This is a genomic window from Streptomyces sp. NPDC044064 (genome assembly GCF_056434245.1).
Map to the genome: position 1 here is coordinate 118,968 of NZ_JBWKFN010000022.1, position 24,362 is coordinate 143,329.

The window sequence follows — 24,362 nt, forward strand, 5'->3', positions numbered from 1 at the left end:
GCGGACGATCTCCCAGCCCCATGACCGAGCTGGGGTGGAAGTCGGTGGGCCGCTCGTGGATCAGCTCCGCACCGGTGGCCGGCTCGTCCAGCCGATCGGGCAGGGCGGGCAGGAGCGCCTCGAGCTGTACGAGCGGCAGGCCCACAACCTGATGCACCGCAGGACGGTCACCGCGGCCCGGTTCGTCCGGCTGTACGGTGCCCATGGCTATGACCAGCGGTGACGCGCTCAGCGCTGGTAGGTCCCGACCAGGGTGCCGGAGGCCAGCTCCCTGCCCTTCAGGGCACGGTGCACGTCCTCGGCGCCCGGGTGGCCGTGCAGCGGCAGCGGCTCGGACAGGGCGTGCAGGCGGAAGAAGTAGCGGTGCGGCCCGTGCCCCGGTGGAGGCATCGGCCCTCCCCAGCCCACGCGGCCGAATCCATTGGGCCAGGGCAGGCCGCCCTGCGGCTTCTGGCCCTCCGCCGTCCCGGTGGTCCCCGGATCGAAGCCGGTCACCAGCCAGTGCAGGAAGGTCGTCCCCGGCGCGTCCGGGCCCTCGCACAGGAGCACCGGCTCCGTGGCCTCCTGGGGCACCCCCGACCAGGTCAGAGGCGGTGAGATGTTCTCGCCCTCCCCGCTGTACCGACGGGGGATCACCGTTCTGTCGTCGAACGCGGTGCTGCTGAGTTCAATTCCGCTCATGCGCGCCGCCATACCCGATCTGGTCTCGCACCGGGTGCGGAGACCCTTTTGGGGAAGCGCGGCGGAGGACAACGAGGAAAGCAGCGGCGGCCGTGGACAGGGTGATGTCCCGATACCACGCTTCGTAGCCGCGCACTTGACAGTGAAAGCATGCCGGTGCGTGGCCCGCGGTGCGTGCGGTGCTCGACCCTGATGTGCGCGCAGGACACCTGCGGGGCCGCAATCCTCGGCCTGCGCGGCAAGCCCCGACAGGAACCGGTGTGGAACTATCTCACCGACGCCTGGACCGCTGCGCGGTTGTGGGAGGCGAGCTGCGATGTGAGCGGTGTCGGCTTCCGTACGTTCCCGGGACAGCCTCACGGCACGCACTCGTCGTCCGGGGAGTTCGAGACTGCGACGGCGTCCATGACGGCTCCCCCGCCGCAATGACGTTGGTGACGGCGCGCACTGGCCCGGCTTTCACCGTGGCCGAGCCGAATCCCTGTCCCCTGTGCTGGATGCGCTGGATGTGCACACCTCACGGCACTGCTACCCCTGGCGTCAGTACGCGGAGTTGACGTTGTCGATGGAACCGTAGCGGTGCGCGGCGTAGTTGGCGGCCGCGGTGATGTTCGCCACCGGGTCGGTGACGCTGTGAGCGGTGCCGACGACGTGGTAGGCGTTGAAGGTGGGGTCGATCACCTGCAGAAGGCCCTTGGAGGGGGTGCCCTTCTGCGCGTTGACGTCCCAGTTGTTCTGGGCGTTGGGATTGCCGCCCGACTCACGCATGATGTTGCGGCGCAGGCCCTCGTAGCTGCCCGGGATGCCCTTCTCCTTCATGATGGCCAGGGACTTCTTGATCCAGCCGTCGAGGTTCCCCGCGCTGCCGCTGGCGCCCTTGGGTTCGGTGTGGCTGTCGCGGGCGGGCGCCGCGATGCTGTGGGCGGCCTGCGGCGCCTCCGCGGCCTGCGCGGAAGCCGGCATCAGCGTGAGAGCAGCGGCCGCGGCGCCGGTGGTGGCGATACCGGTGAGGGCGAGAGTACGCAGGCGGGCAAGGCGGCGGGGGGCGGTGATCGCGGTCATGAGAATGGGACTCTCCTGTGAGACGTCTTAGAGGCGCCGGCCGGTGTCGGTCGCGGCCTGTAGGGCGTCGGGGCGAGGCCCCGTGCTGCGCGGCGGGAACGGACAGGCCTGGCGTTGAACGCCCGGTCGGCCTCGCAGCTCCCGGCAACGAGAAACATGATTAGCGGCGGCCAGAAACAGGCGCAAGAATGTGACGTACTACCCCACTACGGAGAAATGCCCGAAATGAGCATTTCGGTGGGTTCCCTCCCTGCTCGCAGCGAAGCCCGCCTACGATCCACGATAGGATGTGACGTGGGTCCTATGGGTGGCGTCACGCCCCAGCCCCCATTCGCCCCCGGCAAGAGCAGACCACAGCCCGACCGCCGCACATCCCGCCACGGACCCCACGACGACGGGGCCTGGGCGCCACGAAAGCCCAAGGTCGATCAGCACGCGGCGATCCACTGCGACGCCAGGACCCACGTGCCCACGCCCACCGTCACACGGAACCACGGCGGCAGCTTCAACACCGTGCAGCAAACTCTGATCTGGACCCCGGGCCCGGCCACAGCACGGCGGAGTGCCCCGCTGTGCGGCACACCGCCCACCGCTTACCCCGGTAGCCGGACCTCAGGGCCCTGGACGACATCGCCCGGGTGGCTTTGTTCACGAGAACGGGTGTCTGGCACAGCTTCCGTGCAGCGGACACTCTCGACCGCCCCCCAGTCCCACCGCGCGCCCTGTCCGAGGACGCGCCGCGAGCGGTACACCCCTGGTGCAAGCCGAGACAACCTGAGGCGTCTGGTGAACCCAGAACGCGCCGGGTGATCACCATGAGTGTTGGTAACCCGGGCTGTCAGAAGCTGCGGAATGCCCGGTGCCCTCGGCATCGGCCGAGGGCAGTGGCGGCTCAGTGGTCGCTGGAGAAGATCTCCTTCCCTTCACGCGCGGCGTAGTAGACCAGGGCGTAGCCAGTGGCCGGGTCCGCCCACCACCACCCGAGGGTGGCGTTGAGGACGAGGCCGAGCAAGACAGCCACGGCCAGAAGGCCGTCGATCAGGGTGACTTGGCCCTCGGTGTCGAAACCCGTGTTGTTGACCGCGGAGCCGAGGCGAGCCTTACCGCCGGCCAGGGCGAACTCTCCCTGGTCCTCCTGCTGATCATCTGCAAGCATGGGACAAACTAGGTCGCCTCGGGCGACAACCTCACGGAGCTTGTCCACCGAGGGAAGGCTGCCCACCTTGCACTACAGGCTCGGTTCCTGCACCGGGTGGGCGAACAGATCAGCCCCGCCGACCAGCACCCACCGCCACCGACATCCGCCCGTGGTGCCGGGCCACTGACACAGCCGACCAAGCCGACGGCATCATCGTCGAGTCCCGGCACGCCGAGTCGATGTACACGGAGTGGCGCACCCAAGTCCGCTCCGACCTCAAGGCACTGCAGAGTCGCGAGCCACACCTGTTCCAGGACACAGAACTCTTCGGCATCTGCTCCGCATCCCTGGTGCCCGGCCTCCTGCAGAGCAAGGGCGAGGCCGCAGGCGTCCTCGGGATCAGCGCCCGCTTCCGGGACGTGCCCGTGGACAACAGCGCTGAAGCGGCCCGGATCCGTGTCGAACGCAGCCGCATCATTCAGGAGCCGGGACTCCGACTGGTGGCCGTCATCAAGGAGGCGGTACTGCGCTATCAGGCGTGCGAGGCCGACGCGATGGCGGCACAGCTCGGGCACCTTCTCACCGCCGGGACCCTTCCCCAGGTGTCTCTCGGCAATTTCCCCATGGCGACGGCCGGAAGAGAACCGTGGCCGCGCGAGACCTTCCACGTCTGTGACGGCTGCCTCGTCGGCATGGAGCTGGTCTCCGCACGCGTACGAATCACACAGCCATCCGAAACTGCGCTGTACCTGCAGGTCTTCGAGTAGCTGCGCGGCATGGCTGTGTATGGCGCCGACGTTCGCGCGCTGATCGTGAAGGCTATTGACGCGTTGCCATGACGCGGAAGTTTCGCCCACTTCACGCACCGCCACCCGCCCTGGAGCCCCCTGCGGCTCCGTGTTCGACGCCATGACGCTCATGGCCGCCTCGCGGGCGCGCTACATGCGGTGATCAGGCAACGCCAGGCCATCGCCGACGATCCATGGGAGTTGAGCCGACGCGGCGGAACTCCTCAATCACGGCCCCGCTCCAGGTGGTCGCCGGTGTCGACGGCCGGATCGACTGGAACCCCCTCCGTCCCGCTGATGACCCGACGCCTGGCTTGTCCCGTTGGTCAGCGGCCAGGCCGATGGCGAATGCTTGCTCAGGCGCATCGGTTCGGCGGTGCATTCGGCCAAGCCCGAGGCGGTCCGCGGTGCCCTTCCATAAAGGGCACTTGAGGGGCACTCAACAATTACTTATGGAAAGACGGTTTCATGTGACAGGCGTCTCTGGTTCTGAAGGAACCAAAAGCAGTCACAGCTCGTCCGCCCGCGCACCTAAACCTCCTTGCCTGCATGGCCAGTTCATGTAAAGCCCGTTCCGAATGTTGAGATATCCTTCTGCCCCGGATGCCCCGCTCATCGCGGGTGCACCGTTGATTGAAATCGTCAACGACAGGGCCTTCCTCCGCGCCGGAGCGGCCCCACTCGTCGTACCGCCGTCGGCTCTTTCCATTCCGACGGTTCACGCCTTCGAGCAGGAATTGATGCCCGTTCAACCACTCGCGGAGCTCATACGCTTCGCGCGCCACAACTCGCCTTTCTACCGTGAGCTCTACGCTCACCTGCCCAGTCATGCGGCACACCTCACGGACCTTCCAGTGGTGCCACAGGCGGACTTCTGGCGGGCCAACTCCCCCCGCGACAACAGGCTGCTGACCGCCCCGCTCCACGAGGCGGTCGTCTTCCGCAGCGGTGGCACCACGGGATCCCCGAAGTTCTCCTACTACACCCGCACGGAGTGGCGGGAGTTCACCACGGCGTTCGGCGCCGGACTCGTCAATGCCGGGCTGCGACCGGGCCATCGGGTCGCCGACCTGTTCTACGCGGGTGATCTGTACGCCAGTTTCAGCTTCGTCCTGGACTCACTGCACCGTTCCCCGGCAGCCAACGTCCGCCTCCCCATCGGCGGCGCGACGCCCTGGGAGTCCACCGCGGCCACCCTGGAGGAATTCCAGGTCCAGGTCGTCGCCGGAACGCCCACCACCCTGTGCTCCCTCGCCGAGCGCCTCACCTCCGCCGGCCAGTCATTCCCGGATGTGGAGCTGCTGTTCTTCGGCGGTGAATGCCTCTTCGGCGACCAGCTCCCCCTGCTTGCGGGCGCGTTCCCGAAGGCACAGGTGCGCTCCCTCGGCTACGCCAGCGTGGACGCCGGGCTGCTCGGAGAGGCCGTGCCCGGCGGCGACCCGCGCGTGCACCGCGTGTTCACCCCGTACACGATGGTCGAGATCCTCGACGAGGAGACCGACCGGCCCGTCAACGGCGACGGCGTTCCGGGACGGCTGGTAGTCACCGACCTGCGCCGACGGCTCATGCCGGTGCTCCGCTATCCGGCCGGTGACCGGGCCGAGTGGGTGGATCGGAACGCCGGTGTCTTCCGCATCCTGGGCCGCGCCGAGGAGGGCGTGCGGGTCGGTCCCGTCTCCCTCTACAGCCAAGACGTCCACGACATCGTCATGGCTGCCGACACGGCCGGTGAGGTGACGGGGCTGCAACTCGTGGTGCGCCGCAGCAACGGCCGCGACGGCTTGGTACTGCGGCTCGCGACGGGTGAAGCCGACGACGGGAACACCGCGTTGGCAGATGCCGTCGCCAACGCGGTCCTGGCGCAACGCCCGCTCTATCGGAGCGCGACCGCCGCCGGTCATGTGAACCCGCTCACCGTCGAACGGGCGCGGCACCAGGACCTGGCCGTCAACTCCCGTACGGGCAAGCTCATCCGCGTCGTCGACGAACGGCCGCATTCATGAACGCGGTGGAATCACGCGCACGCCGTCTGCCCCTCGTGCTGCGCAACGCGTCGTTCGGCCGGGTCTGGGCCGGTCAGCTCCTCACCCAGGCCGCGAGCAGGATGTTCCAGGTCGGCGCTGTCTGGTGGCTGGTCGGATTCGCGGGCGGCGGGCACCGCGGGCTCGACTCGGGCCTCTTCCTCATGGTCAGCGCGCTGCCCGCGGTAGCGCTCGCACCCGTGGTCGCCCGCATCGTCGCACGTCACGCTCATCGGACGGTGCTGGCCGGCGCGGCGGCCGTAGCCGGCGCGGTGGCGACGGTGGCGGCCGTCCTGGCGCAGTCAGGGCCACTGCCGATGGCTGTGATCTACGTGGTGGGGCTGGCACTGGCTGCCTGTCAGTCGCTCTTCGACCCGTGCCTGACGACATCGGTGCCGGAACTCGTCGAGGACGCCGACATCGAAGCGGCCACTGGATTCGAGCTGTCCACCCAGTCGGTCGCCGGGCTCGGCGGAGGACTGCTCGGACCGCTCATGGTCGACGCGGGCGGACTCCCGGGCGTCGTCGCCGCCTGCGCGGCCGCCTACCTGCTCGCGGCCCTGCTGGTCCGCTCGGCGCACTTCCCGCACGGCACGGCCCAGGCGCACGGACCGGAGAGCGGCACGGCACCCGCATCGCGGACGCTGCGCCAGGTCCTGGCCGGGCTGCCGTTCATCCGCCGTGTGCTGGTCTGCTTCGCCGCCGCCAACGTCTTCACCACCGGTGTCTACGTCGTGATGCCGCTCTACACGCGGGGTGTGCTGCACTCCACCGGCTCGACCGTGGCCTCGCTGGAGGCCGCCCTCGGTGTGGGCACACTCGTCGGATCCTTCACCGGTGCCCGCGTTCCGGGGCGTCCCGTCACCGTCGGCACCGTGAGTCTGACCGTGATGGCCGCAGCCCTCGGACTGCCGGGCCTGGCCCCCGGGCACGCCGTGGCGTTCGGTGCCCTGGCCGTCGTCGGCTGGTGCGTCGGCGTGATCGGCGTCCGGTTCGTCGCGCTGTTCCAACGGCTGGTGCCCACCGACGACAAGCCGGAGTTCTTCGCAGTCATGCAGGCACTGCTCGGTGCCACGTTCCCCGTCGCCTCACTTGTCTTCGGCGCATTGGGTGACCATCTGACGGCCCGCACGCTCTGCCTCGTGCAGGGTGCAGGTCTCGTACCGGTCGCGCTGACACTGTGGTGGGTCGGCGGACCGACGGACGCCGACGGACCCCGGGCGTCCGCGACGCAGCCCCTCGCCCGGGCGGGAGAAGCGTGATGAGCGTCGTCGTCTCCCCCACCGCGGTCCAGGACATCGCGGAACTGAGGCAGTTGTACTTCGAGGTGTACGGGCACGGCTACCCGGTACCGCTCGGCAGTGACCCGGCCGTCATGCGCCGCCTGATCACCGACGGCACCGCCCACTGGCTCACCGCCCGCACACACCGCGGCGGCCTCGTCGGGTCCGCCGTCGTACAGACCGATCCGGGCAGCCGCATCGGCAAGCTCGTCGGACTCGCCGTGCATCCCGGCCACCGGGGCGGCGGGCTGGCTTCCCGGCTGACCGGTGCCGTCTGCGAGGAAGCGTTCGCCACCGGCCACCTCGACTCGGTGTACACCACCGTCCGCGTCGTCACCGAGGGCCCCCAGCGCGTCGTCGTACGCAACGGCTTCCGGCCGCTCGGCCTGATGCCCAACGCGGTCGAGGTCGAGGGCTGCGAGAGCCTCGCGCTGTTCGCCCGCTACGCCGACGGCGTGCTGGACCGCCGCGCCCCCGTCGAGCACGTGCCGGAACGGCTGTCGGCCCTGCTGTCCGCCGCCTCCAGCGGCATCGGCATCGACTACGGCGCCACCGGGCTCGTCCCCGGTGGCGGCGCGGCGCGCGCCACCGCGGTTGCCGCACCGATCGAGCTGATCAACGCCCCGGCCTTCGTCCGCCGCCGCTTCCTGGAACGGTTTCCCGAGGCGGACGACCGCTTCTTCCCGCTGCACACCCCGAACGCGCTCCTGGTGGCAGCCGACGGCGGCTTCGAGGCGTACGCCGACCTCGACCCGGTGGCGGGCAGCTGCGCGCTGGTCGCCGTCCATCCGCGCCCGGCCGCGGTGACCGGCGCGCTGGAGGCACTGATGACCAAGGTCACCCGGGCCGGCGCTGACTACGCCGAGACGCTGCTCCCACTGGCCGACACCGAGGCCCTGGAGGTCTATCTCGCCTCGGGGTTCGTGCCGAGCGCGGTCTATCCCGCCATGCGCCGCATCCACGACCGCTTCCACGACTACGTGGTGCTGTCCCGCACCAGCCGCCAGATCGACTTCCGGACCGCGGCCGTCAGTCCCTTGCTCCAGCCGTACCTCGGCGCCTATCTGAGCGCCTGGACCGCCACCTACCTGCCCCTTCACGAGGTGTCCCGATGAACCCCCATCTCGCTCCCGTCAAGGTCCCCGACCCGGCGGCGCTCGGCCACGTGCAGCGGCTGTGCGACCTGGCGGAGCCGTACGCGGCCGGCGCCGGCACCGACGAGCTGTTCACCGCGGCGATGGCCGAGATCCATGCCTGGCACGCCCAGCGCTCCGCGTTCTACGCCGCCCTGCTCCAGGACGCGCCCGAGGTCCCGGCGCCCACGGTCGGCGCCGGAGTGCGCACCCCCCTGGTGCCCGCCGCCTTCTTCAAGCGCCACGAGGTGCTCTCCATCCCTCGCGAGGAGGTGTTCCTGCACCTGACCTCCTCGGGTACTACGGGCCAGAAGTCGCAGATGTTCTTCGACGAATGGACGATCCGCTCGGCGCAGCGCATGGTGGCCCGGATCTTCGACCACTACGGCTGGATCACCCCAGACCAACCGGTCAACTACCTGCTGTACAGCTACGAGCCCGCGCCGTCGCTGAAGCTCGGCACGTCGTTCACCGACAACTACCTGTGCGACTTCGCCCCGGCCCGGCACACCGCACACGCGCTGCGGCACACCGGCTCCGGCCACGAGTTCGATGTGCACGGCTGCATCGCGGCGCTCCAGCGGTACGCGGACGACGACGTGCCGGTGCGCATCCTGGGCTTCCCGGCCTTCCTGTACTTCACCCTGGAACGGATGAGGGCCATGGGTCTGCCGCCGCTACGCCTGCCCGAGGGATCACTGGTGGTGCTCGGCGGCGGCTGGAAGGGCCATGCCGACCGGCAGATCGGCAAGGACGTGTTCTACGCCGAGGTCACCGAACGCCTCGGCATCCCGGGCGACCGTGTCCGGGACACGTTCGGCTCCGTCGAGCACTGCGTGCCGTACGTCGAGTGCGCACACCATCGGCTGCACGTGCCGGTGTGGTCACGCGCCGCGGTCCGCGACACGGCGACGCTGCGTCCGCTGCCGTACGGAGAGCGCGGCTTTCTTCACCTGGTCAGCCCTTACATCACCGCTGTTCCGGCGCAGAGCGTCGTAATGGGCGACCTCGCCTCGCTGCACCCGGGCGAGGACTGCCCCTGCCCGCTGTCCACCGACTGGTTCACCGTGCACGGCCGTGCCGGGGTGAGCCGCAACCGCAGTTGCGCGGTCGCCGCCGCCGAACTGATGAAGGGAATGTCGTGACCACCTCCGCACTTCACCTCTGGCAGGGCGAGTTCATCGACGACACCGAGGCCGGCCGACGGCTCACCGGGCTCTCGGAGTTGACCGGGCGGGTCCTGGCACGTCCGCTGCCCACGGACGTGGTGCTCGGCGCCTGCGCCGCGGTCAGCCGTGACCTGGCCGATCCCGGCTCCGACCTGTACGGCCGGCTGGCCGGACAGCTGACCGCCGTCGAGGCCGCGACCACCTTGGCCGAGCTGGCCGGCGCGCTCACCCGGCAGGCGCTGGAACGCAAGCTGCGCCGGGAACTGGGCGGGCTGCGGCCGGAGCGGCTGACCCGGCCGGACGGCCGCGAGACGGTGTACGAGTCCTGGGCGCCCGTGGGCCTGCTGGTGCACATCGCGCCCGGAAACGCCGCCGCCGTGGCACCCCTGAGCGTCGTCGAGGGCCTGCTGGCGGGCAACGTCAATGTCCTGAAGACCAGCAGCTCCGACACCTCACTCGCCCAGGACGTGCTCGCAGCCCTCGGGGCCGCCGACCCGACCGGGCTGATCTCCGAGCGCGTGGTGGCCCTGCGCTTCCCCTCATCGCGGCAGGACTGGATCCAGGCGCTGTGCGGGCAGGCCGACGCAATCGCCGCCTGGGGCGGAGAGGACGCCGTACGCGCGGTGAGCGACATCGCACCGCCGGGCTGCCGGATCGTCGAGTGGGGGCACCGCATCTCCTTCGCCTACCTGACCCGCGCAGCAGCGACCGACGACAGCACACTCGACGCGCTCGCCGAGGATGTCTGCCGCTTCGAACAGCAGGCGTGCTCCAGCCCTCAGGTGATCTATCTCGACACCCCGGAAGCCGACGACGTCTTCGCGTTCGCCGGGCGGTTCGCCGAGCGGCTGGCTAAGGTGTCCGACGCCCTGTGCGCGCCACCGTCCGGACCGGCCGAGCAGGCGGAGATCACCACCGTGCAGCAGCTGGCCCGGCTCGAACAGCACCTCGGCCTCACCCGCGTGTTCGCCGCCGACGACGGTTCGTGGCGGGTCATGGCGGACACCCGGTCGGCGCTCGACGCCTCCCCGCTGCATCGCAGCGTCTGGGTGAAGCCTCTCCCCCGGCACACGGTCACGGCGACGCTGCGGCCGATGCGCCGCTATCTGCAGACCGCGGCCGTGGGCGGCAGCCCGACTGACGTGGCCGAGCTGTCACGCGCCCTCTTCGCCGCGGGGGTCACCCGGGTCACCCCGGTCGGCTCCATGCTGGAGGGCTACGAGGGTGAGCCACACGACGGGGTCTACGCGTTGCAGCGCTACAGCCGTCGGGTGAGCGTGCGTGCGCCGGGCGATGCGTTCCGCACCGTCGCCTGCCTGGACGACCTGGTGGCGCCCCCGGTCCTGCCCCCGGCGCCCAAGGCGCCGCTGCTCGGAAAGGAAGGCGTGCAGCGCGCTCTCGTCTCGCTGGACCCGCGCCACGCTCACCTGTACTTCCGCAGCGGGGGCTCCACGGGCACGCCCGCCCTGTCAGTGTTCACTTGCGACGACTACGACAACCAGATGCGCGCCGCAGCCGACGGGCTGCTCGCCGCCGGCTTCGACCCGGCCCGTGACCGGGCGGCCAACCTGTTCTACTGCGGCGGGATGTACGGGAGCTTCATCAGCTTCTTCTCCATTCTGGAACGCCTGAACGCCACCCAGATCCCGATGGCCGCAGGTCCCGACCACGCCATGACCGTCGAGGCACTGGTCACCCACGGGGCGGACACCCTCTTCGGCATGCCGTCCTACTTGTGGCAACTGTTCCACGCCGAGGCGGACCGGCTGCGTGCGTACGGCGGGATCAGGAAGGTGTTCTACGGCGGAGAGCACTTCACCCCTGAGCAACGCCGAGTACTGACCGAGGAGTTCGGCGTCGAGGTCATCCGTTCCGCCGCGTACGGCAGCACCGATCTGGGGCCGCTGGGCTACCAGTGCACGGCGGGTGAGGGGTCGGTCCACCATGTGCTGACCGATCTGCACACACTGGAGATCCTCGATCCGGACACGGACCGGCCGGTGGCACCGGGCGAGCCGGGACGGCTGGTCTTCACCTCCCGGACCCGTGCCGGACAGCGGCTGGAGCGCTACGAGATCGGTGACCTGGGCCGAGCGGTGGAGGGCGCGTGCACGTGCGGCAGCCACGTGCCGAGGCTGGAACTGCTGGGGCGCTACGGCGACGTCGTGCGCGTCGGCACGTACTTCGTCAACTACCGGCGCATCCTGCGGGCCGCACAAGAACGCCTCGGCTACCACGGTGAGATGCAGTTGCTGGTCGCGTCCGGCTCCGGCCGGGACGTACTGACCGTCCGGCTCGACGAGCAGTACGCGAGCGACCCCGAGGAAGCGCGGCAGGCCCTCCTCGCCGAGGTGACGGAGCTGGCCTCGGCGGGGGCGGAGGGTCTGCTGGCCTTCGCCGTGGAGACCATGCGGAGGGAGATGTTCGAGCGCACCTCCAGCAGCGGCAAACTGCGGACGGTCGTCGACCTGCGCCAGTACTGCAGTGCGACTTCGTGATCCGGCTAGGCGTCGAGGTAGTGGTAATCCCCATCCGGGAGGCCGATCACCAGACCGCCGTTGTGGACCCTCCACTCGCTCATGCCGTCGACGTCGTGGCTGACCAGAAACAGCCCCCGGGGCCTCTCGTCGTACTCGTCATCCTGGTAGGAGGCCGGGATCCGGGCGATCTGACGCAACCTCTCCTCGAACCAGTCGAGGGACACCGCGCGGATGTCGCCCCCGTAGAAGGCCCACCTGACGTCGTTGTACTGCCGGGCGGGGAAGGCCCAGCCCCCGCTGTAGGTGTGCTCCGGATCGTCTGCTTCCACGATCTCCTTGATCTGAGCCAGCTGTCCGTCGTCACACTGCAGCCAGCCCCTGACCGAGACCATGGTTCCCACGGCGGTTGCTCCTCATTCGTGTGGCGCGCTGCCCTGGCGCACGGTTCCTATGCCCTTGCACGCTAGGGGTGACCTGCTCGGTCGCGCAAAGGGATTGACAGGTGGATCAGCCGCCGCGAGCGAGAGCGCGCAGGTGTTCTGATGTGGGCTTTCGTGAAGTCGAAGTGGGGTGACCTTGTTTCGGCCGAAACAAGGTCGCGAATCGGGCCGCGTGCGACTTCCAACGTGGCCTGCGGTACGGATTGCACGGTGAAGTGCCGTCGTCCCCGCCACCGCCTCGCCCTGGGCCGACAGGATCTGCGGCGACTGACGGCACGGTGCCGGGCGGGAGTCAGCGGCTCCCGCCCAGCCCTGGCAGGTTCAGCTTCAGCGGGCCGCAGCCGAGGCGGGCAGCCTCGGCTGCGACGTAGCGGGGGAAGAGGGTACGCACGTCCGCGCTCGCCCCGCCCTCGTTGGCCTGTACGACGAATACCGTCTCGCCCGCCTGGCAACGGGCCTGGAAGACGCCGAGGTTGGGGCTGAGGCCGCCGTAGCCGGCGGCGGAGCGCACCCGGTCGCCCTCGTACAGCGCCATTCTCGTGAAGATCCCGGCCAGCCGCGGGTCCTCGACGGTCATCAGGCGCTGCTTCGGCTGCGAGCCGGTGATGCCCCGGTCGCAGGTGCGCACCGGGCCGTGCCCGTCGGTGATCATGGGGTACTGGTCCGCCTTCCGCTTCTTGCCCAGGGTCAGCCCTTTGATGCCGCAGAGCGCGTTCGGCTTCTCCGTGCGGGTGTAGCGGGCGGCCTTCGGCAGGCGGTCGACCGGATCGGCGATCGTGCCGGTGCAGCCCAGGTCCGCGCTGACCTTGTTGACGAGCTTCACGACCATGCGGGCCATCCCGTCCCGCTCCTTGGTACGCGGCTCCATGTCGGTGATCCAGTTGCCCTGGGCGATGTCCACGACGGCCGGCCCGTCGAGGTCGTCGGGGCGGCCCAGGCAGCCGTCCGGGATGGCGAGCCAGGCGCGGTTGTCCGAGGCCATGCCCAGGAGGCCGCCGCCGAGCGGGGTGAGACGGGCGGAGAGGAACTCGTCGGCCCACTTGCCGTCGTCGCCATTGCGGTCGTCCAGCCGGTGCACCCGGGCGGTGAGCGCCCATGCGTCGCCGTCGCTGTTCGTCAACTGGCAACTGCCGGTGGGGCCGTCCATGGAGCGCTCACCGTGCAGCACGGGCGCCTCGACCGCCTTGACGTCCTCCGGCTTGCGGAACGTTGCGGCGAGGTCGTCGCGGGACAGGGCGCCCCAGCACACCTCGTCCGGCGCGAACGGCCCGGCCTGCGTCTGCCAGGCCATCCCGCCGGCGCCGAGCAGCATCCCGGCGAGACCTGCGGCCAGCAGTGGCCGGACCCGTCCGCGCAGCAGTCTGCGCCAGTGCCACCGGGGCAGGCGCCGTTCGCTGAGCAGTTCCCGCTCGGCGGGCAGGGGCTGCTCGTATCGGTTCGGCTCGTTGGCAGTGCTGCTCACCGGGCGGCTTCCTTGGGGGCGATGGGGGCGCAGCCCAGGCGGGCGGCGGCCGCGTTGGCGAAGGCGGCGAGGTGGCCGGGGTCGGTGGAGGCGCCCATCAGGAAGGTGGCGGGCCGGCCGGCGCAGTCGGCTCGTACGATCGCGTGCTTCTCGCCGATGGTGCCCGTGCCGCGCCAGCCGCGGGCCGCGGGGCGTTCGCCCGCGATGCCGTCGAACACCGCGGCCAGCCGGGGCTGCGCGACCATCGCCAGCTCCAGGTACGGCACACCGTCGCGATCGCCGCGGACGCTGCACGTCTGCAGGTCGCGGGTGACCGCGCCGGTCTGGTCCTCGATGTCCTCCGTGTCGAGGTGCAGGCCGCGGATTCCGCAGACGTCGTCGGAGGTACCGAAGATGCGCCCCCGCTTGCCCGGCAGGTCGTAGACCGGCGAGCTGACCTTCAGCGGCTCGTCCGGTGCGCAACCGGCCGCTGCCATCCCGCGGTTGGCCGCCGCGACGAGAAGCACCGCCGCCTCCCGGGCGCCACCCAGGTCGGCCGGATCGTTCTGGGTGTACGAGGGGCCGCTGGTGTACGTGCCGGACGCCTCCATCGTGACGACGGTCCGCCGGCCGTCCTTCGCATCGCAGGACTTCGGAAGCACCAGCAGACCGCCGCGCCCGTTCACCGTGCCCGGCAGGCCGTCCGGGAGCGGGACCATGTCGCCGCCCAGGAAACCGTCCTGGACCATCGCCAGCCGGGCCTCCGCGGACTTGGGTACCGGGCCGTACTCAACGGACACCTGCTGGAGGATGGAGACCTTGTCGCCGTCGTAACTGCTCTTGTAGTCGCCGGCGATGGAGACCTCGCAGCTGCCGGTCGGGCGCTCGCGGGTGGGCGCTGTCTCCTTGCCGGTGCGTGAGCCGTCGTCATCGTCGCCAAAGGCCTCGTCGCCGAGGAAGTCCGGGCCGCTGCCTTCTTCCCAGGCGCCCCAGCAGTAGCGGTTCTTCGGCCACGGCCAGGTGTCCGCCGCCCACGTGCCGAGCCCGCTGCCCGCAAGCACGAGCACCAGCGTGGATATCAGCAGCAACCGGCCGCGCCTGCTGTGCGGCAGCGCCCGGCGCAGCAGACCTGGCGCCGCGGGCGCCTCGTCCATCTCACTCACCCCGTGATCCCCTCCGGCGGAGGAGTGTATCCCCGTCATCAGTCAGGAGCAGCCCGCCGCGTCCATGGGATCCTGCCGTTCCGCAGGTAGCCGTCCGCGGCGGGCGTCACGCAGCTGCCATTGTCGAAGGCCTGCCGGCGGGGGCGCCAGATGATGCCGAGGCGTTCGAGGGCCTGGGCGCGTGCTGGGTCCAGGGCGCCGGTGGTGTGGAGGGGCCCCGGCTCGTCACCTCGAGGGCGTTCAGCGCCCGGTGGCCACGGTCTCCGCATCGCTGAGCGAGATGCGCTCTTCCGCGCCGGCCAGCCAGAAGAAGACCGGGGGGAGGCTGAGTTCGATCACCGCCAGCACGGTCTGAAACCACTGCGGCCAGCCGTGCGCGGCGAGCGAGAGCAGCCGGCCCATGCCGCCCAGCAGGAAAACGCCGGCCAGCCACCGCACCGCCCGAGCCGGGATCGGCCGCTGCCGTGCGGCCCACAGCCACGCCAGCCCATAGCCGACGAAGCTGGCCCCCATGAACCGGCCCCAGCTGTCGACCGTCGCGCCGGCAGAGCTGGCTCCGGGGATCGCCGCGTTACCGAGGACCACGTGGTACAGGCCGATCACCACGCTGGACCAGCCCATCAACTGTGTGAGTGTACGCAGAGTCCTTGCCATGATCCCTCCGAGCTGTCCCGGTGGAGCTTAGTTGACATGTGCCTACTAGGCTGGATGTGCTAGTAGACACATGTCAAGTAGTCTTCGTTCGTGCCTCCCCGCCAACGACTCAGCCCCGCCGACCGCCGCGCCCAGCTCCTCACCGTCGGAGCGCGGCTCTTCGCCGCACGCTCGTACGACGACGTCCTGATGGAAGAAGTCGCCGAAGAGGCCGGCGTCTCCCGAGCCCTGCTCTACCGTCACTTCCCCAGCAAGCACGCCCTCTTCGCGGCCGTATACCAGCAGGCTGCGGACCAGCTGCTCGCCGAGACCCGGCTTGACCCCGCCGACTCCTTGGTGGAGCAGCTCATCCAGGGCATGGAGGTCCATCTCGACTACTTCATGGCGAACCGCAACGCCGTCCTCGCCGCGAATCGGGTTCTCGCGGGCGATCCCGTGATCCAGACGATCATGACGAACGAGCTGGACGCACTTCGTACGCGACTTCTGGCCGTACTCCCACTCGCGGACGAGAGTGCTCGTGAGGCCGTGTCCGGCGTCCTGAAAAGCTGGCTGGTCTTCGTCCAGGTCCTCTGTGTCGACTGGCTCACCCACGAGACCTGCACCCGCACCCAGTTGCGCGACGTCTGCATCGGCGCGATTCTCGGCGCTCTCCGGCCGCTGCTCACCGAGGACCCCGCCCCCGAGTGGCCGCCACAGCGACCCAACGCGGGCGCGTAGGGTCAGCCGTACGACGAGGGCGGGGTACCCGATACAGTCCCGGTCGGGCTCGAACGTCCGAGTGGGGAAACTGACGCTGCCGGTAGGGAATTGCGTGGCGTTCCACAGGCCTGACCTGGGGGCAACGGACAGAGGCTCGGCATCGTGCTCCAGGGCGCCCAGTCCACCTCAGCCAGCTGGCCGGCACATGTCCCCTGGTGTCCGAGCTGGGATTCCAGTGCCGTTCCCCTGCGGGCGCCTCGCGCGCTCCGTTTCTCGGACCACTCGGGGTGGTGGCCTTCAGCTCGCGCGTATGCCGTAAGCTGGGCGTATCGACGCGGGGTGGAGCAGCTCGGTAGCTCGCTGGGCTCATAACCCAGAGGTCGCAGGTTCAAATCCTGTCCCCGCTACTAACAACACCGGCCCCCCTCGACACTGACGTCGAGGGGGGCCGGAAGTATGTGGGGCGCTGGGCCTAGGGGGCCGGCGAGACCGCGGCCGGCCGGGTGGCGATGCGCACCCGGCCGCCGTCGTACTCCGCCACTTCACCGGGCAGGATCAGCAGCCCCGGCTCCCCGTCCCGCCACGCTGCGCCAATCCGGCGGACCTGGACGGCCGGACCCCGCGCGCCGGTCATGAATACCGTCGGATCGACCTCCCACCCGTGCTCGCCGAGCCACTGCTCCAGGGCCGCGGAGTTCTCGCTGCTCGCTTCGCGTGGCCATTCGAAAGTACTCGTCACAACTTCCCCCTGTCCGTGAACGGATCACCGGGCCGATCCTGCCACCGGGCACTGACATTGATGCTGATACTCAGGTTCCGGTAGTCGTGGCTCGGGCACTGACTGACGCCCTGCTGGGTTGTCCTCAAGCTGTTCTGTCCGACGACCCGGACCTGTTCTTATGGCTCCGGCCGGGCGGAACATGACCTGATAGGAGCCTGGCCGGAAGCCTCCTCAATGTCCTGTCTGCGCCCCCGGCCGGTGTCGCCACCGACTGGAATGCGTCATCGGCATGACATCAGCGGTCGCAGCGGACACCGCGGACCACTACGTGTTCGGCGGGGTCGACTCCCATGCCGACACCCTCCACGTCGCGGTCATCAGCGACAACAGCGGCCACCTCGCGGGCGCCGAGTTCACCACCACCGCCGCGGGATACGCGGCGGCCCTGGCCTTCCTGGACGCACACGGCCAGGTGATCGCGGTCGGCGTGGAAGGCACCTCGTCCTACGGAGCCGGCTTCATCAGCGCCGCCGGCTCACATGGGCACCCAGTCGTCGAGGTCAACCGTCCCGACCGGGGCGAACGCCGCCGCATCGGCAAGCCGGACCCCATCGACGCCTACGCAGCCGCCCGCGCGGCTCTGTCGGGACGGGCCTCCAGCATCCCGAAGAACGACCGTCGCCGGCATACGCGCTCTGCACAACGCCGCCCGCTCCGAGGGCAACCCGGCCGCGTACGCCGAAGCCCTCATGTTGTGGTCCACGGTCCGGCAGAGGCGCCTGCGGGGGCGCCTGCGTCCCCGGCGGTTCAAGCCCAACCACCGCCGCTGACCCGGCAGACGCGGTCCAAGCGGGCCAACAGCCCGTGCGCCGTGCCGCAGCTGCTGTTGCACGGGCGCGATGGACGCGGCTTGCTCGGGTCGACGCCTTCGCCGGGGCGTCCGTTGCCCTTCGTGCCGTCGGGTCGCGTGGGGCGGGCCGGCTCACTGCCACCGCATTTGAGATCTTTGAACGTCCCGCCTCGGAGCGGCCGAAGCGTCCATCTCAGCCGTGCGCGGAGGGCAGATCAACGTTGATACGGCCCACCAACGAACCGATGATCGGAAGGCGGCTAGACGCCACCGTCCGGGCTGGACGCCCGGGCCGTGCGGCGGAAGGCGGCCCGGTAGGCGCTCGGGCGGTGGCCGGTGTGGCGGGCGAAGAGGGCAGCGAAGGTACCGGGGTCCCGGTAGCCGACGGCCGCGGCGACGGCGGCGACGGTGCGGTCTGTCGTCTCCAGAAGATGGCGGGCGCGGCGGACCCGGGAGGCCTGCAGATGGGCCAGCGGGCTGCGTCCGGTCTCTTCGGCGAAGCGGCGCAGCAGCGTGCGGGTACTGACCCGAAAAGACGCCGCGAGCGCGGCGAGGTCGTATCGCTCGGCGAGGTTCTGGTCGAGCCGCCGCATGACCCGCTGAGAGAACTCCCGGCCGGGCTGCGGGAGGAGCCGCGGGTCGACGTACGGGGTCTGAGAGGTCCGCGCGTCGTCGACGAGCGCCAACCGTGCGGTGGTGCGTGCCACCCGGGGGCCGTTGTGTCGGCGGATCAGGTCCAGCGTGAAGTCGTACATGGCGCTGAAGGCGGCTGTGGTCGTCACCCCCGTGTCGGTGACGACCAGGTGCTCAGGCCGCACGTCGGCGTCCGGGCAGCGCCTGGCCAGTTCGCCGGCGTGCAACCAGGAGGTGGTGGCCCGGCGCCGGTCGAGGAGCCCGGCCTCGGCGAGCAGGAACGCACCGACGCAGAGGGAGACGACGGCGGTGCCGGCGGCGGCCTGCGCGCGGATCGCCGCGACCTCGGGGGCGAGCCGCGCGAGCCGCCCGTCGAGGTCCGTGTCCGGGCTCAGTTCGAAGCCGGGGACCACGAGGACGTCGACCTCGCGCAAGGGACGCACGTCAAGGCTCGCGCCGCCCGAGGCGGTGACCCGGCGGCGGGGCGATACGACCGACACCCGGTAGCCGGGCGCCTCCGGTCCGGCGACATGTCCCGCCATCGTCAACAGGTCGGGGACGCCGAACACTTCGGACGCGAAGCAGTCGGGGTATGCAAGGACCCCGACCCGCAGCGCACTCGGTGCGGCGCCCGGACCTGCACCGTGCTCCACCTGCCGTGCCGACTCCGCCATCGCTCCCGTCCCCCTGCTGTCCCCGGCCCCGGGGTCGCCGACCGCGTACCGCTCGCCTCCCTCGCGTGTGGCGAGATTACCCCTGCCCTTGGCGATCTGGCCCCTCACCCGGTGGACCACCCCGGGCCCAGGCTGGCCCCATGAGCGACAACGATGCGATCACCGACTTCATCCGCCGGAGCGTGGCCGTGGAGGGGGTGGTGAAGACGGTGTACATGGCCGGGACTGGGCCCGCGGTCGTGGTGATGCCCGAGATGCCGGGCATCAGTCCCGACGTCCTGAGGCTCGCGCGCTGGGTGCGGGACGCGGGCTTCACCGTCCATGTGCCCTCCCTGTTCGGGACGGACGGCGCCTTCCCGACGGTCGAGGGCGGCCGGGAGGTTGTCCGCCGCGCCTGTGTCAGCGCGGAGTTCCGCGCCTTCGCCGGGGGCGGCACCAGCCCGGTGACGGTCTGGCTGCGCGGCCTGGCGCGGCAGGCCCACATCGCGTGCGGTGGGCCGGGGGTGGGCGCGATCGGTATGTGCTTCACCGGCAACTTCGCCCTCACCATGGCCCTGGAGCCGGCGGTGATCGCCCCGGTGGTCAACCACCCGTCGCTGCCGCTCGACGACCCCGGCGGACTCGAACTCGACGCGGCGGACGCACGCGAGGTGCGCGACCGGCTCGACCGCGACGGACTCACCGTCCTCGCCTACCGTTTCGAGGGCGACCGCTGGTGCACGGGGCAACGCTTTGCCGCCTACCGCGCGCTGCTCGGCGACGCCTTCGACGGACGCGTCCTACCGGACAGCGCCGCCAACCCGGCCCCACCGCCCTTCTTCGCCGACCTGGTTGGCACCCCACACAGCGTCGTCACCGCCCATCTCGTCGACGAGGCCGGCCACCCCACGGTCCGGGCCCGCGACGAGATCCTCGCATTCCTCACCGACCGCCTGCGCCCGCACGGGAACCGACCGCTGCCCGCCGCCTGACCGGGCCCCGTGGTCCGCCAGACACCGCAACCTCGCCGCCATCGCCCTCTCATCGACGACAGCGAAAGGTCGGCCCCCTTGAGATTCTTCGCATTCGCCGTCCCGGCCGGTTCCGAGGATCTATGGCAAGCACGAGGACACAACGCGGTCGAGTTCGTCCTGATCTACATCGGCGTGAAGAACTTTGGGTCAAATGGCCTCTCTGGCCAGCCCACAAAGCGGCTCCGTCCGGTCACGCTGCCGACGGGCGTCCGTCCCTCGCGTCGGTGGGCGCTCGGCCGTTTGTGAGGAGCGGGCGTGGGTCGGTGAACGTCAGCGCTCGCGACGCAGGGAGACGTGCAGGGCCCCATTTTCGTCCCTTCGGCAGTCAAGTCCTGTTGGACCGCTCCGTAGACGGTTCCGACCTGGCTGTTCTCGATCCGGCCCGCGGTGCCGGTGTACTGGCGCTGCCTGCCCGCCGACGCGGTGCCCTTCTTCAGGAAGCCGGTCTCGTCGACGATCAGCACACTGTTGTCGGCGCCGAGGTGCTCGAGGACGTAGGCGCGGATGTCGTCACGGACCACGCCGGCGTCCCAGCGGGCGCTTCGTAGTAGCCGCTGTATCGGGCCGGGGCGGGCGTGGCCGGATTGTTCGGCCAGCCGCCAGCAGTCCTTCCGCTCGACGCAGGACAGCAGTCCGAGCACGAAGGCGCGGGCTGTGTCACGGGTTCCACCCGCTTGAACCGACCCGCGATCCGGTCCATGGCCTGGTCGAACATCGCCCGCCGGCGGGCGTTGTCCATGTTGTGGCCCGCGGCCGCCGCGTGATCGTATGAGTCCACATAGCTCTTGATGATCACGCGGTGGCCGTTCCCGTTCGCTCCGGGTCCGACGCAATCTTGCGTCGTCACCTCGGAGTGCCAACCGGTGGGCCGTCGGGTCAGCTCCAGCGGCCTGCGACGGCAGCCTCGGTGACGAAGTCCTCGAACGATCGGGGCTGTCGGCCGAGTGCCCGCTCCACACCGTCGGAGACGCCCGCGCCCCGGCCGTCGCGGACTTCCACGAGCAAGCCGGTGAGGAGACGAGCAACGTCGGCCGGCACGCCTTCGGCGACCATACGGTCCACGAAGACGTCCGGGTCGACATCGAGGTGACGGACCGTCCGGCCGGTGGCAGCGGCGATCAGGTCAGCCGCCTCGCCGAAGCCGATCGCCCGCGGGCCGGTCAGCTGGTAGGTCTGTCCGCTGTGGCGGTCCTCGGCCAGTGCCGCGGCGGCGACCTCGGCGATGTCCTCGGCATCGACGAACGGCGTGCTCCCGTCACCGGTGGGCAGGAAGAGGGTTCCGGCCAGGACGCCCGGCAGCCAGAAGGACTCACTGAAGTTCTGTGCGAACCAATCGGGTTGCAGGATGGTCCAGTCGACGCCGGAGTCACGAACGGCCTGTTCGGCGACCTTGAGCGGGTGGCCGTTGTCGGCCCGGCCGACGCCGTGGGCGGAGAGCAGCACCAGCCGCCGCACGCCCGCGGCGACCGCATCGGCCACCAGGCGCGGGATGCGCGCCTGCCGGTCCACGCCGGGCTGCAGGTTGGGCTCCACGAGATAGACGGCGCCGGCTCCATCGAGGGCGGGCGCCCAGGTCGCCGGGTCGTCCAGGTCGAAGTGGACGTCGCCGCCGGTGCGGCAGGCCGTACGGACCGGCAGGCCGTCGGCCGTCAAGCGGCGGGCGATGCGGCGGCCGGTCGTGCCGGTGCCGCCGAGAACGAGGATGGTCTTCATGCCCTCCAGACAACCGCGGTGGAGACAGACGATCCATGGGAGACCGTCGCCAATCCCTTTGTAATCGTCTAGCGTGGCCGACGTGGACGTCCTGAGCGATCTGCTGCACCGGGCCCGAGCCAGGAACGCGCAGATCCGGCAGCTGATCCAGCGGCCACCATGGTCCATGACCTTCGCCGACGCCCCTCCGCTCACGGTCGTGGCCACCCTCGGCGGCCACGCATCGGTCCGGCTCGACGACGACCCGCAGGCCGCGCCGGTCCGGTTGGCCGCCGGGGACATCGCCCTGATCAGCGGCACCACCCGGTACACGATCGCCGACGCCCCAGACACCCCGCCGCAGGTGATGATCCGTGGCGGAAGGAAGCACGTCATGGACACAGGGACGGCGGCCCGGCAGAACCTGGCACCCCGCACGTACGGCGACGGACTGCCCGGCGCCACCGCCCTGCTCCGAGGAGCCTACGAACTCCGCGGCGACGTGGGCGAGCGCCTGCTGGACATGCTCCCATCGCTGGCCGTCGTGCCCGCTGGGCCACGCACTCGGGCGGCGCTGGACCTGCTCGCGGCCGAGGTGGCCCACGAGGAACCCGGCCAGGACGCCGTCCTGAACCGGCTGCTGGACCTGATACTGGTGCTGGCGATGCGCAGCTGGTGCGCTCGGTCGCAGGCCGAACTACCCTCCTGGTACGGGGCGCTGGCCATCCCGGCCGTCGGCGACGCTCTGCGTCTGTTGCACGAGGACCCGGCGTACCGGTGGACAGTCGCCGAGTTGGCCGCGCGAGTCGGCCAGTCCCGGGCCACCTTCGCCGCACGCTTCACCAGCGCGGTCGGCGAGCCTCCCCTCACATACCTCACCGGCTGGCGGATGGCCCTGGCGGCGGACCTGCTGCGGGACACCGAGGAGACCGTCGCCGCAGTGGCGCGCGAGGTCGGATACGAAGATGCGTTCGCGTTCAGTGTGGCGTTCAAGCGGGTGCGCGGGCTCAGCCCGTCGGACTGGCGGCGGAAGGTGCGGCCGGAATGGCGGGTCAGTCCATGACGGGTGATCGTGTGGGTCGGTGCGACACCGGCCAGGACCGCACAACCCAACCGGCACCCCCGCAGCAGAGCCCGATCGACCTGACCGTCCCGGAGATCCGCCACCTGCTCAGCGCCTTACTGACCCCGCCGGCAACGTCCCCGCACAAGCTGCTGAACCGGTCGGACTGGCGCAGACACCAACTCCCCCACGCTGCCTTCACCCGACGGTCACCCCGCCGCAGCTTCGACCGGCTCTGTACGCCGGCCTGACGACCGTTCCATGGGCTTCCACCGGGGCATGAGGTCGGCAAAGGCCCTGACCGGGCTGGCCGGCGCCCGCAACCAGCGCGGTCGGGCCCGTTACGTCCGACATGGACGGACTCGGCGATCCCGTAGCCAGCATGCCTCAAGTTCACGAACCGCGTCCGGCTCTGTTCACTCTCTCGGAGGCTCACGAGTTGCTGGACGTCCTCCACCACTTCGGCACGACGGACCATGACTGGGGAGCGCAAGCGTGGCGCTTCGCGGCCGAACTCGCAGCCCGCGTTCCTTCGCGCGACGCCTGACATGACGTCGCGGTCTCGGGGATGAAGCTGACCATCTGCGCCGCCGCCGGGCTGATGTGGGCCACCTCCCGGATCGGCGCCATCGCCTGGGCCGCCCTGGTCCTCAATCACCACCCTGGCCACCCGCTATGACCACGCCCTGGTCACTCGCCGCACCCAAGGCGCGCAGGCGGCTGCCGCACTGCTGCGCTGAAGGAAGACTGCCGCTGGGCACTGGGCAGCAGCCATCCACTCATCCAGGCGATCATCGCAGCACGTGACTGTTGAGGCCGCGCCCACCCGCCGTGCCAACAGGCCGAGTTGAGGGAGGGCCTGGAGTCGCCGCAAGTTCAGCGCTGCCTTGCGGCGGCGCAGGTTGGTCAGCGTTGTTGCGGGTCAGGAGGTTGTTGACGCGCGTCCGCCAGGCAGCACTGAGACGACGAGATCTGCCAGACGGAGGAGGTCGTTGCGCCCGAGGCCCTGGTTTGACTGCGCGGATAGTCCGTGCCAGAAAGTTTGAAGCGACGCAGCGAGTGTGGCCGGGTCTGTGTGCTTCGGGACTTGCCCATCCTTCTGAGCTTGTTCGATGCGCTTGTGCAGCAGGCGCTGGTTCGACGCGTAAAGGTCGTCGAGGTAGGCGCGAGTGTCGATCGTATCCGGACTGTCCGTCATCGCAGCGCTGCTCACCAGGCAGCCCGGGTGCCCTGAGTTGGGCTGGGTGAACTCTTCGACGGATCGACGGAACAATTGGTCGAGGGTGTCAGCGAAGTCGGGTTGCGCACACGCATCCTGGTAGATGATCCGGTACCGCTCGGCGTACGTTCGCACCGCTTCCTCGAACAGCCCCGCCTTGCTCCCGAACGCGGCATAGATGCTCGAAGTGGACAGCCGAAGCGCGGCGCTCAGTGCCCGCGTGGACGTGCCGGAGTAGCCGCGTTGCCAGAAGAGCCGTGCCGCTTCGAGCACAACCGTGGCTCGATTGAACTGGGGGGGTCGTCCTGCTCGACTGGGATGCATACTTGCATTATAGAGCGG

General features: G+C 70.1%; 22 protein-coding genes, 1 tRNA gene and 2 pseudogenes. 13 read left to right on the forward strand and 12 right to left on the reverse strand.

Annotation, left to right across the window (positions count from 1 at the left end; genetic code table 11):
* Positions 1–34 precede the first annotated feature (34 nt).
* A complete protein-coding gene (locus tag AC07DS_RS31225) occupies positions 35–223 on the forward strand; it encodes a hypothetical protein (RefSeq protein WP_479150672.1) in 189 nt (62 codons plus the stop codon).
* A 5-nt stretch (positions 224–228) separates the two neighbouring features.
* Here the strand turns inward: AC07DS_RS31225 and AC07DS_RS31230 are convergent, their stop codons facing one another.
* Positions 229–681: a YbhB/YbcL family Raf kinase inhibitor-like protein gene (locus tag AC07DS_RS31230; RefSeq protein WP_479150674.1), complete on the reverse strand. Its 453-nt coding sequence runs from the start codon at positions 679–681 to the stop codon at positions 229–231.
* 146 nt (positions 682–827) lie between these two features.
* Between AC07DS_RS31230 and AC07DS_RS31235 the strand changes: the two are divergent.
* Positions 828–1,110: pseudogene (locus AC07DS_RS31235) on the forward strand (hypothetical protein); the annotation flags it as partial.
* Between the two features lie 111 nt (positions 1,111–1,221).
* Here AC07DS_RS31235 and AC07DS_RS31240 read toward each other — a convergent pair.
* A complete protein-coding gene (locus AC07DS_RS31240) occupies positions 1,222–1,743 on the reverse strand; it encodes a transglycosylase SLT domain-containing protein (protein WP_479150675.1) in 522 nt (173 codons plus the stop codon).
* 892 nt (positions 1,744–2,635) lie between these two features.
* Positions 2,636–2,899, reverse strand: a complete 264-nt coding sequence (locus AC07DS_RS31245) for a hypothetical protein (protein ID WP_479150676.1) — start codon at positions 2,897–2,899, stop codon at positions 2,636–2,638.
* A gap of 221 nt (positions 2,900–3,120) precedes the next feature.
* Here AC07DS_RS31245 and AC07DS_RS31250 point away from each other — a divergent pair, with 221 nt between their 5' ends.
* From AC07DS_RS31250 to AC07DS_RS31275, 6 genes are all read left to right on the forward strand, one after another.
* Complete coding sequence (locus tag AC07DS_RS31250) at positions 3,121–3,648, forward strand: Scr1 family TA system antitoxin-like transcriptional regulator (protein WP_479150677.1); 528 nt, start codon at positions 3,121–3,123, stop codon at positions 3,646–3,648.
* Positions 3,649–4,409: 761 nt separating this feature from the next.
* Positions 4,410–5,672 carry a phenylacetate--CoA ligase family protein gene (locus tag AC07DS_RS31255; protein WP_479150678.1) on the forward strand — a complete coding sequence of 421 codons (1,263 nt, stop codon included), beginning with the start codon at positions 4,410–4,412 and terminating at the stop codon, positions 5,670–5,672.
* 5 nt (positions 5,673–5,677) lie between these two features.
* Positions 5,678–6,952 (forward strand): MFS transporter, encoded by a 1,275-nt coding sequence (locus AC07DS_RS31260; RefSeq protein WP_479150679.1) that lies wholly within the window; start codon positions 5,678–5,680, stop codon positions 6,950–6,952.
* Positions 6,952–8,088 carry a GNAT family N-acetyltransferase gene (locus AC07DS_RS31265; protein ID WP_479150681.1) on the forward strand — a complete coding sequence of 379 codons (1,137 nt, stop codon included), beginning with the start codon at positions 6,952–6,954 and terminating at the stop codon, positions 8,086–8,088. Before AC07DS_RS31260 ends, AC07DS_RS31265 begins: the two co-directional genes overlap by 1 nt.
* Complete coding sequence (locus AC07DS_RS31270; RefSeq protein ID WP_479150683.1) at positions 8,085–9,251, forward strand: LuxE/PaaK family acyltransferase; 1,167 nt, start codon at positions 8,085–8,087, stop codon at positions 9,249–9,251. The genes AC07DS_RS31265 and AC07DS_RS31270 overlap by 4 nt, the downstream gene beginning before the upstream one ends.
* Complete coding sequence (locus AC07DS_RS31275) at positions 9,248–11,773, forward strand: acyl-CoA reductase (protein ID WP_479150685.1); 2,526 nt, start codon at positions 9,248–9,250, stop codon at positions 11,771–11,773. The genes AC07DS_RS31270 and AC07DS_RS31275 overlap by 4 nt, the downstream gene beginning before the upstream one ends.
* A gap of 5 nt (positions 11,774–11,778) precedes the next feature.
* Here the strand turns inward: AC07DS_RS31275 and AC07DS_RS31280 are convergent, their stop codons facing one another.
* The 4 genes from AC07DS_RS31280 to AC07DS_RS31295 form a co-directional block, all read right to left on the reverse strand.
* Positions 11,779–12,147 carry a hypothetical protein gene (locus AC07DS_RS31280; RefSeq protein ID WP_479150754.1) on the reverse strand — a complete coding sequence of 123 codons (369 nt, stop codon included), beginning with the start codon at positions 12,145–12,147 and terminating at the stop codon, positions 11,779–11,781.
* Positions 12,148–12,487: 340 nt separating this feature from the next.
* Positions 12,488–13,657 carry a hypothetical protein gene (locus tag AC07DS_RS31285; RefSeq protein WP_479150687.1) on the reverse strand — a complete coding sequence of 390 codons (1,170 nt, stop codon included), beginning with the start codon at positions 13,655–13,657 and terminating at the stop codon, positions 12,488–12,490.
* Positions 13,654–14,790, reverse strand: a complete 1,137-nt coding sequence (locus AC07DS_RS31290) for a hypothetical protein (protein WP_479150756.1) — start codon at positions 14,788–14,790, stop codon at positions 13,654–13,656. The genes AC07DS_RS31285 and AC07DS_RS31290 overlap by 4 nt, the downstream gene beginning before the upstream one ends.
* Positions 14,791–15,039: 249 nt before the next feature.
* Positions 15,040–15,453 (reverse strand): DUF4345 domain-containing protein, encoded by a 414-nt coding sequence (locus AC07DS_RS31295; RefSeq protein ID WP_479150689.1) that lies wholly within the window; start codon positions 15,451–15,453, stop codon positions 15,040–15,042.
* A 90-nt stretch (positions 15,454–15,543) separates the two neighbouring features.
* Between AC07DS_RS31295 and AC07DS_RS31300 the strand changes: the two genes are divergently transcribed.
* Both AC07DS_RS31300 and AC07DS_RS31305 read left to right on the forward strand, forming a co-directional pair.
* Positions 15,544–16,173, forward strand: coding sequence for a TetR/AcrR family transcriptional regulator (locus AC07DS_RS31300; protein WP_479150691.1), 630 nt, complete (start codon positions 15,544–15,546; stop codon positions 16,171–16,173).
* A gap of 315 nt (positions 16,174–16,488) precedes the next feature.
* Positions 16,489–16,562, forward strand: a tRNA-Met gene (locus AC07DS_RS31305).
* A 65-nt stretch (positions 16,563–16,627) separates the two neighbouring features.
* Here the strand turns inward: AC07DS_RS31305 and AC07DS_RS31310 are convergent.
* Complete coding sequence (locus AC07DS_RS31310; RefSeq protein ID WP_479150693.1) at positions 16,628–16,894, reverse strand: hypothetical protein; 267 nt, start codon at positions 16,892–16,894, stop codon at positions 16,628–16,630.
* Positions 16,895–17,165: 271 nt separating this feature from the next.
* On the opposite strand from AC07DS_RS31310, the gene AC07DS_RS31315 reads away from it, so the two are divergent.
* Positions 17,166–17,951 (forward strand): IS110 family transposase, encoded by a 786-nt coding sequence (locus tag AC07DS_RS31315; protein WP_479150695.1) that lies wholly within the window; start codon positions 17,166–17,168, stop codon positions 17,949–17,951.
* Positions 17,952–17,986: 35 nt separating this feature from the next.
* Here the strand turns inward: AC07DS_RS31315 and AC07DS_RS31320 are convergent, their stop codons facing one another.
* Positions 17,987–19,141 (reverse strand): GlxA family transcriptional regulator, encoded by a 1,155-nt coding sequence (locus tag AC07DS_RS31320; RefSeq protein ID WP_479150698.1) that lies wholly within the window; start codon positions 19,139–19,141, stop codon positions 17,987–17,989.
* A gap of 32 nt (positions 19,142–19,173) precedes the next feature.
* Here AC07DS_RS31320 and AC07DS_RS31325 point away from each other — a divergent pair, with 32 nt between their 5' ends.
* On the forward strand, positions 19,174–20,004 hold the full coding sequence (locus AC07DS_RS31325) for a dienelactone hydrolase family protein (protein ID WP_479150700.1): 831 nt from the start codon (positions 19,174–19,176) through the stop codon (positions 20,002–20,004).
* 398 nt (positions 20,005–20,402) lie between these two features.
* Here AC07DS_RS31325 and AC07DS_RS31330 read toward each other — a convergent pair.
* Both AC07DS_RS31330 and AC07DS_RS31335 read right to left on the reverse strand, forming a co-directional pair.
* Positions 20,403–20,746, reverse strand: a pseudogene (locus tag AC07DS_RS31330) (transposase); the annotation flags it as partial.
* Positions 20,747–20,922: 176 nt separating this feature from the next.
* Positions 20,923–21,759 carry an NAD(P)H-binding protein gene (locus tag AC07DS_RS31335; protein ID WP_479150702.1) on the reverse strand — a complete coding sequence of 279 codons (837 nt, stop codon included), beginning with the start codon at positions 21,757–21,759 and terminating at the stop codon, positions 20,923–20,925.
* 82 nt (positions 21,760–21,841) lie between these two features.
* On the opposite strand from AC07DS_RS31335, the gene AC07DS_RS31340 reads away from it, so the two are divergent.
* Complete coding sequence (locus AC07DS_RS31340) at positions 21,842–22,801, forward strand: AraC family transcriptional regulator (protein ID WP_479150758.1); 960 nt, start codon at positions 21,842–21,844, stop codon at positions 22,799–22,801.
* 922 nt (positions 22,802–23,723) lie between these two features.
* On the opposite strand, the gene AC07DS_RS31345 is transcribed toward AC07DS_RS31340, so the two are convergent.
* Complete coding sequence (locus tag AC07DS_RS31345; RefSeq protein ID WP_403967152.1) at positions 23,724–24,344, reverse strand: TetR/AcrR family transcriptional regulator; 621 nt, start codon at positions 24,342–24,344, stop codon at positions 23,724–23,726.
* Between the last annotated feature and the right edge of the window lie 18 nt (positions 24,345–24,362).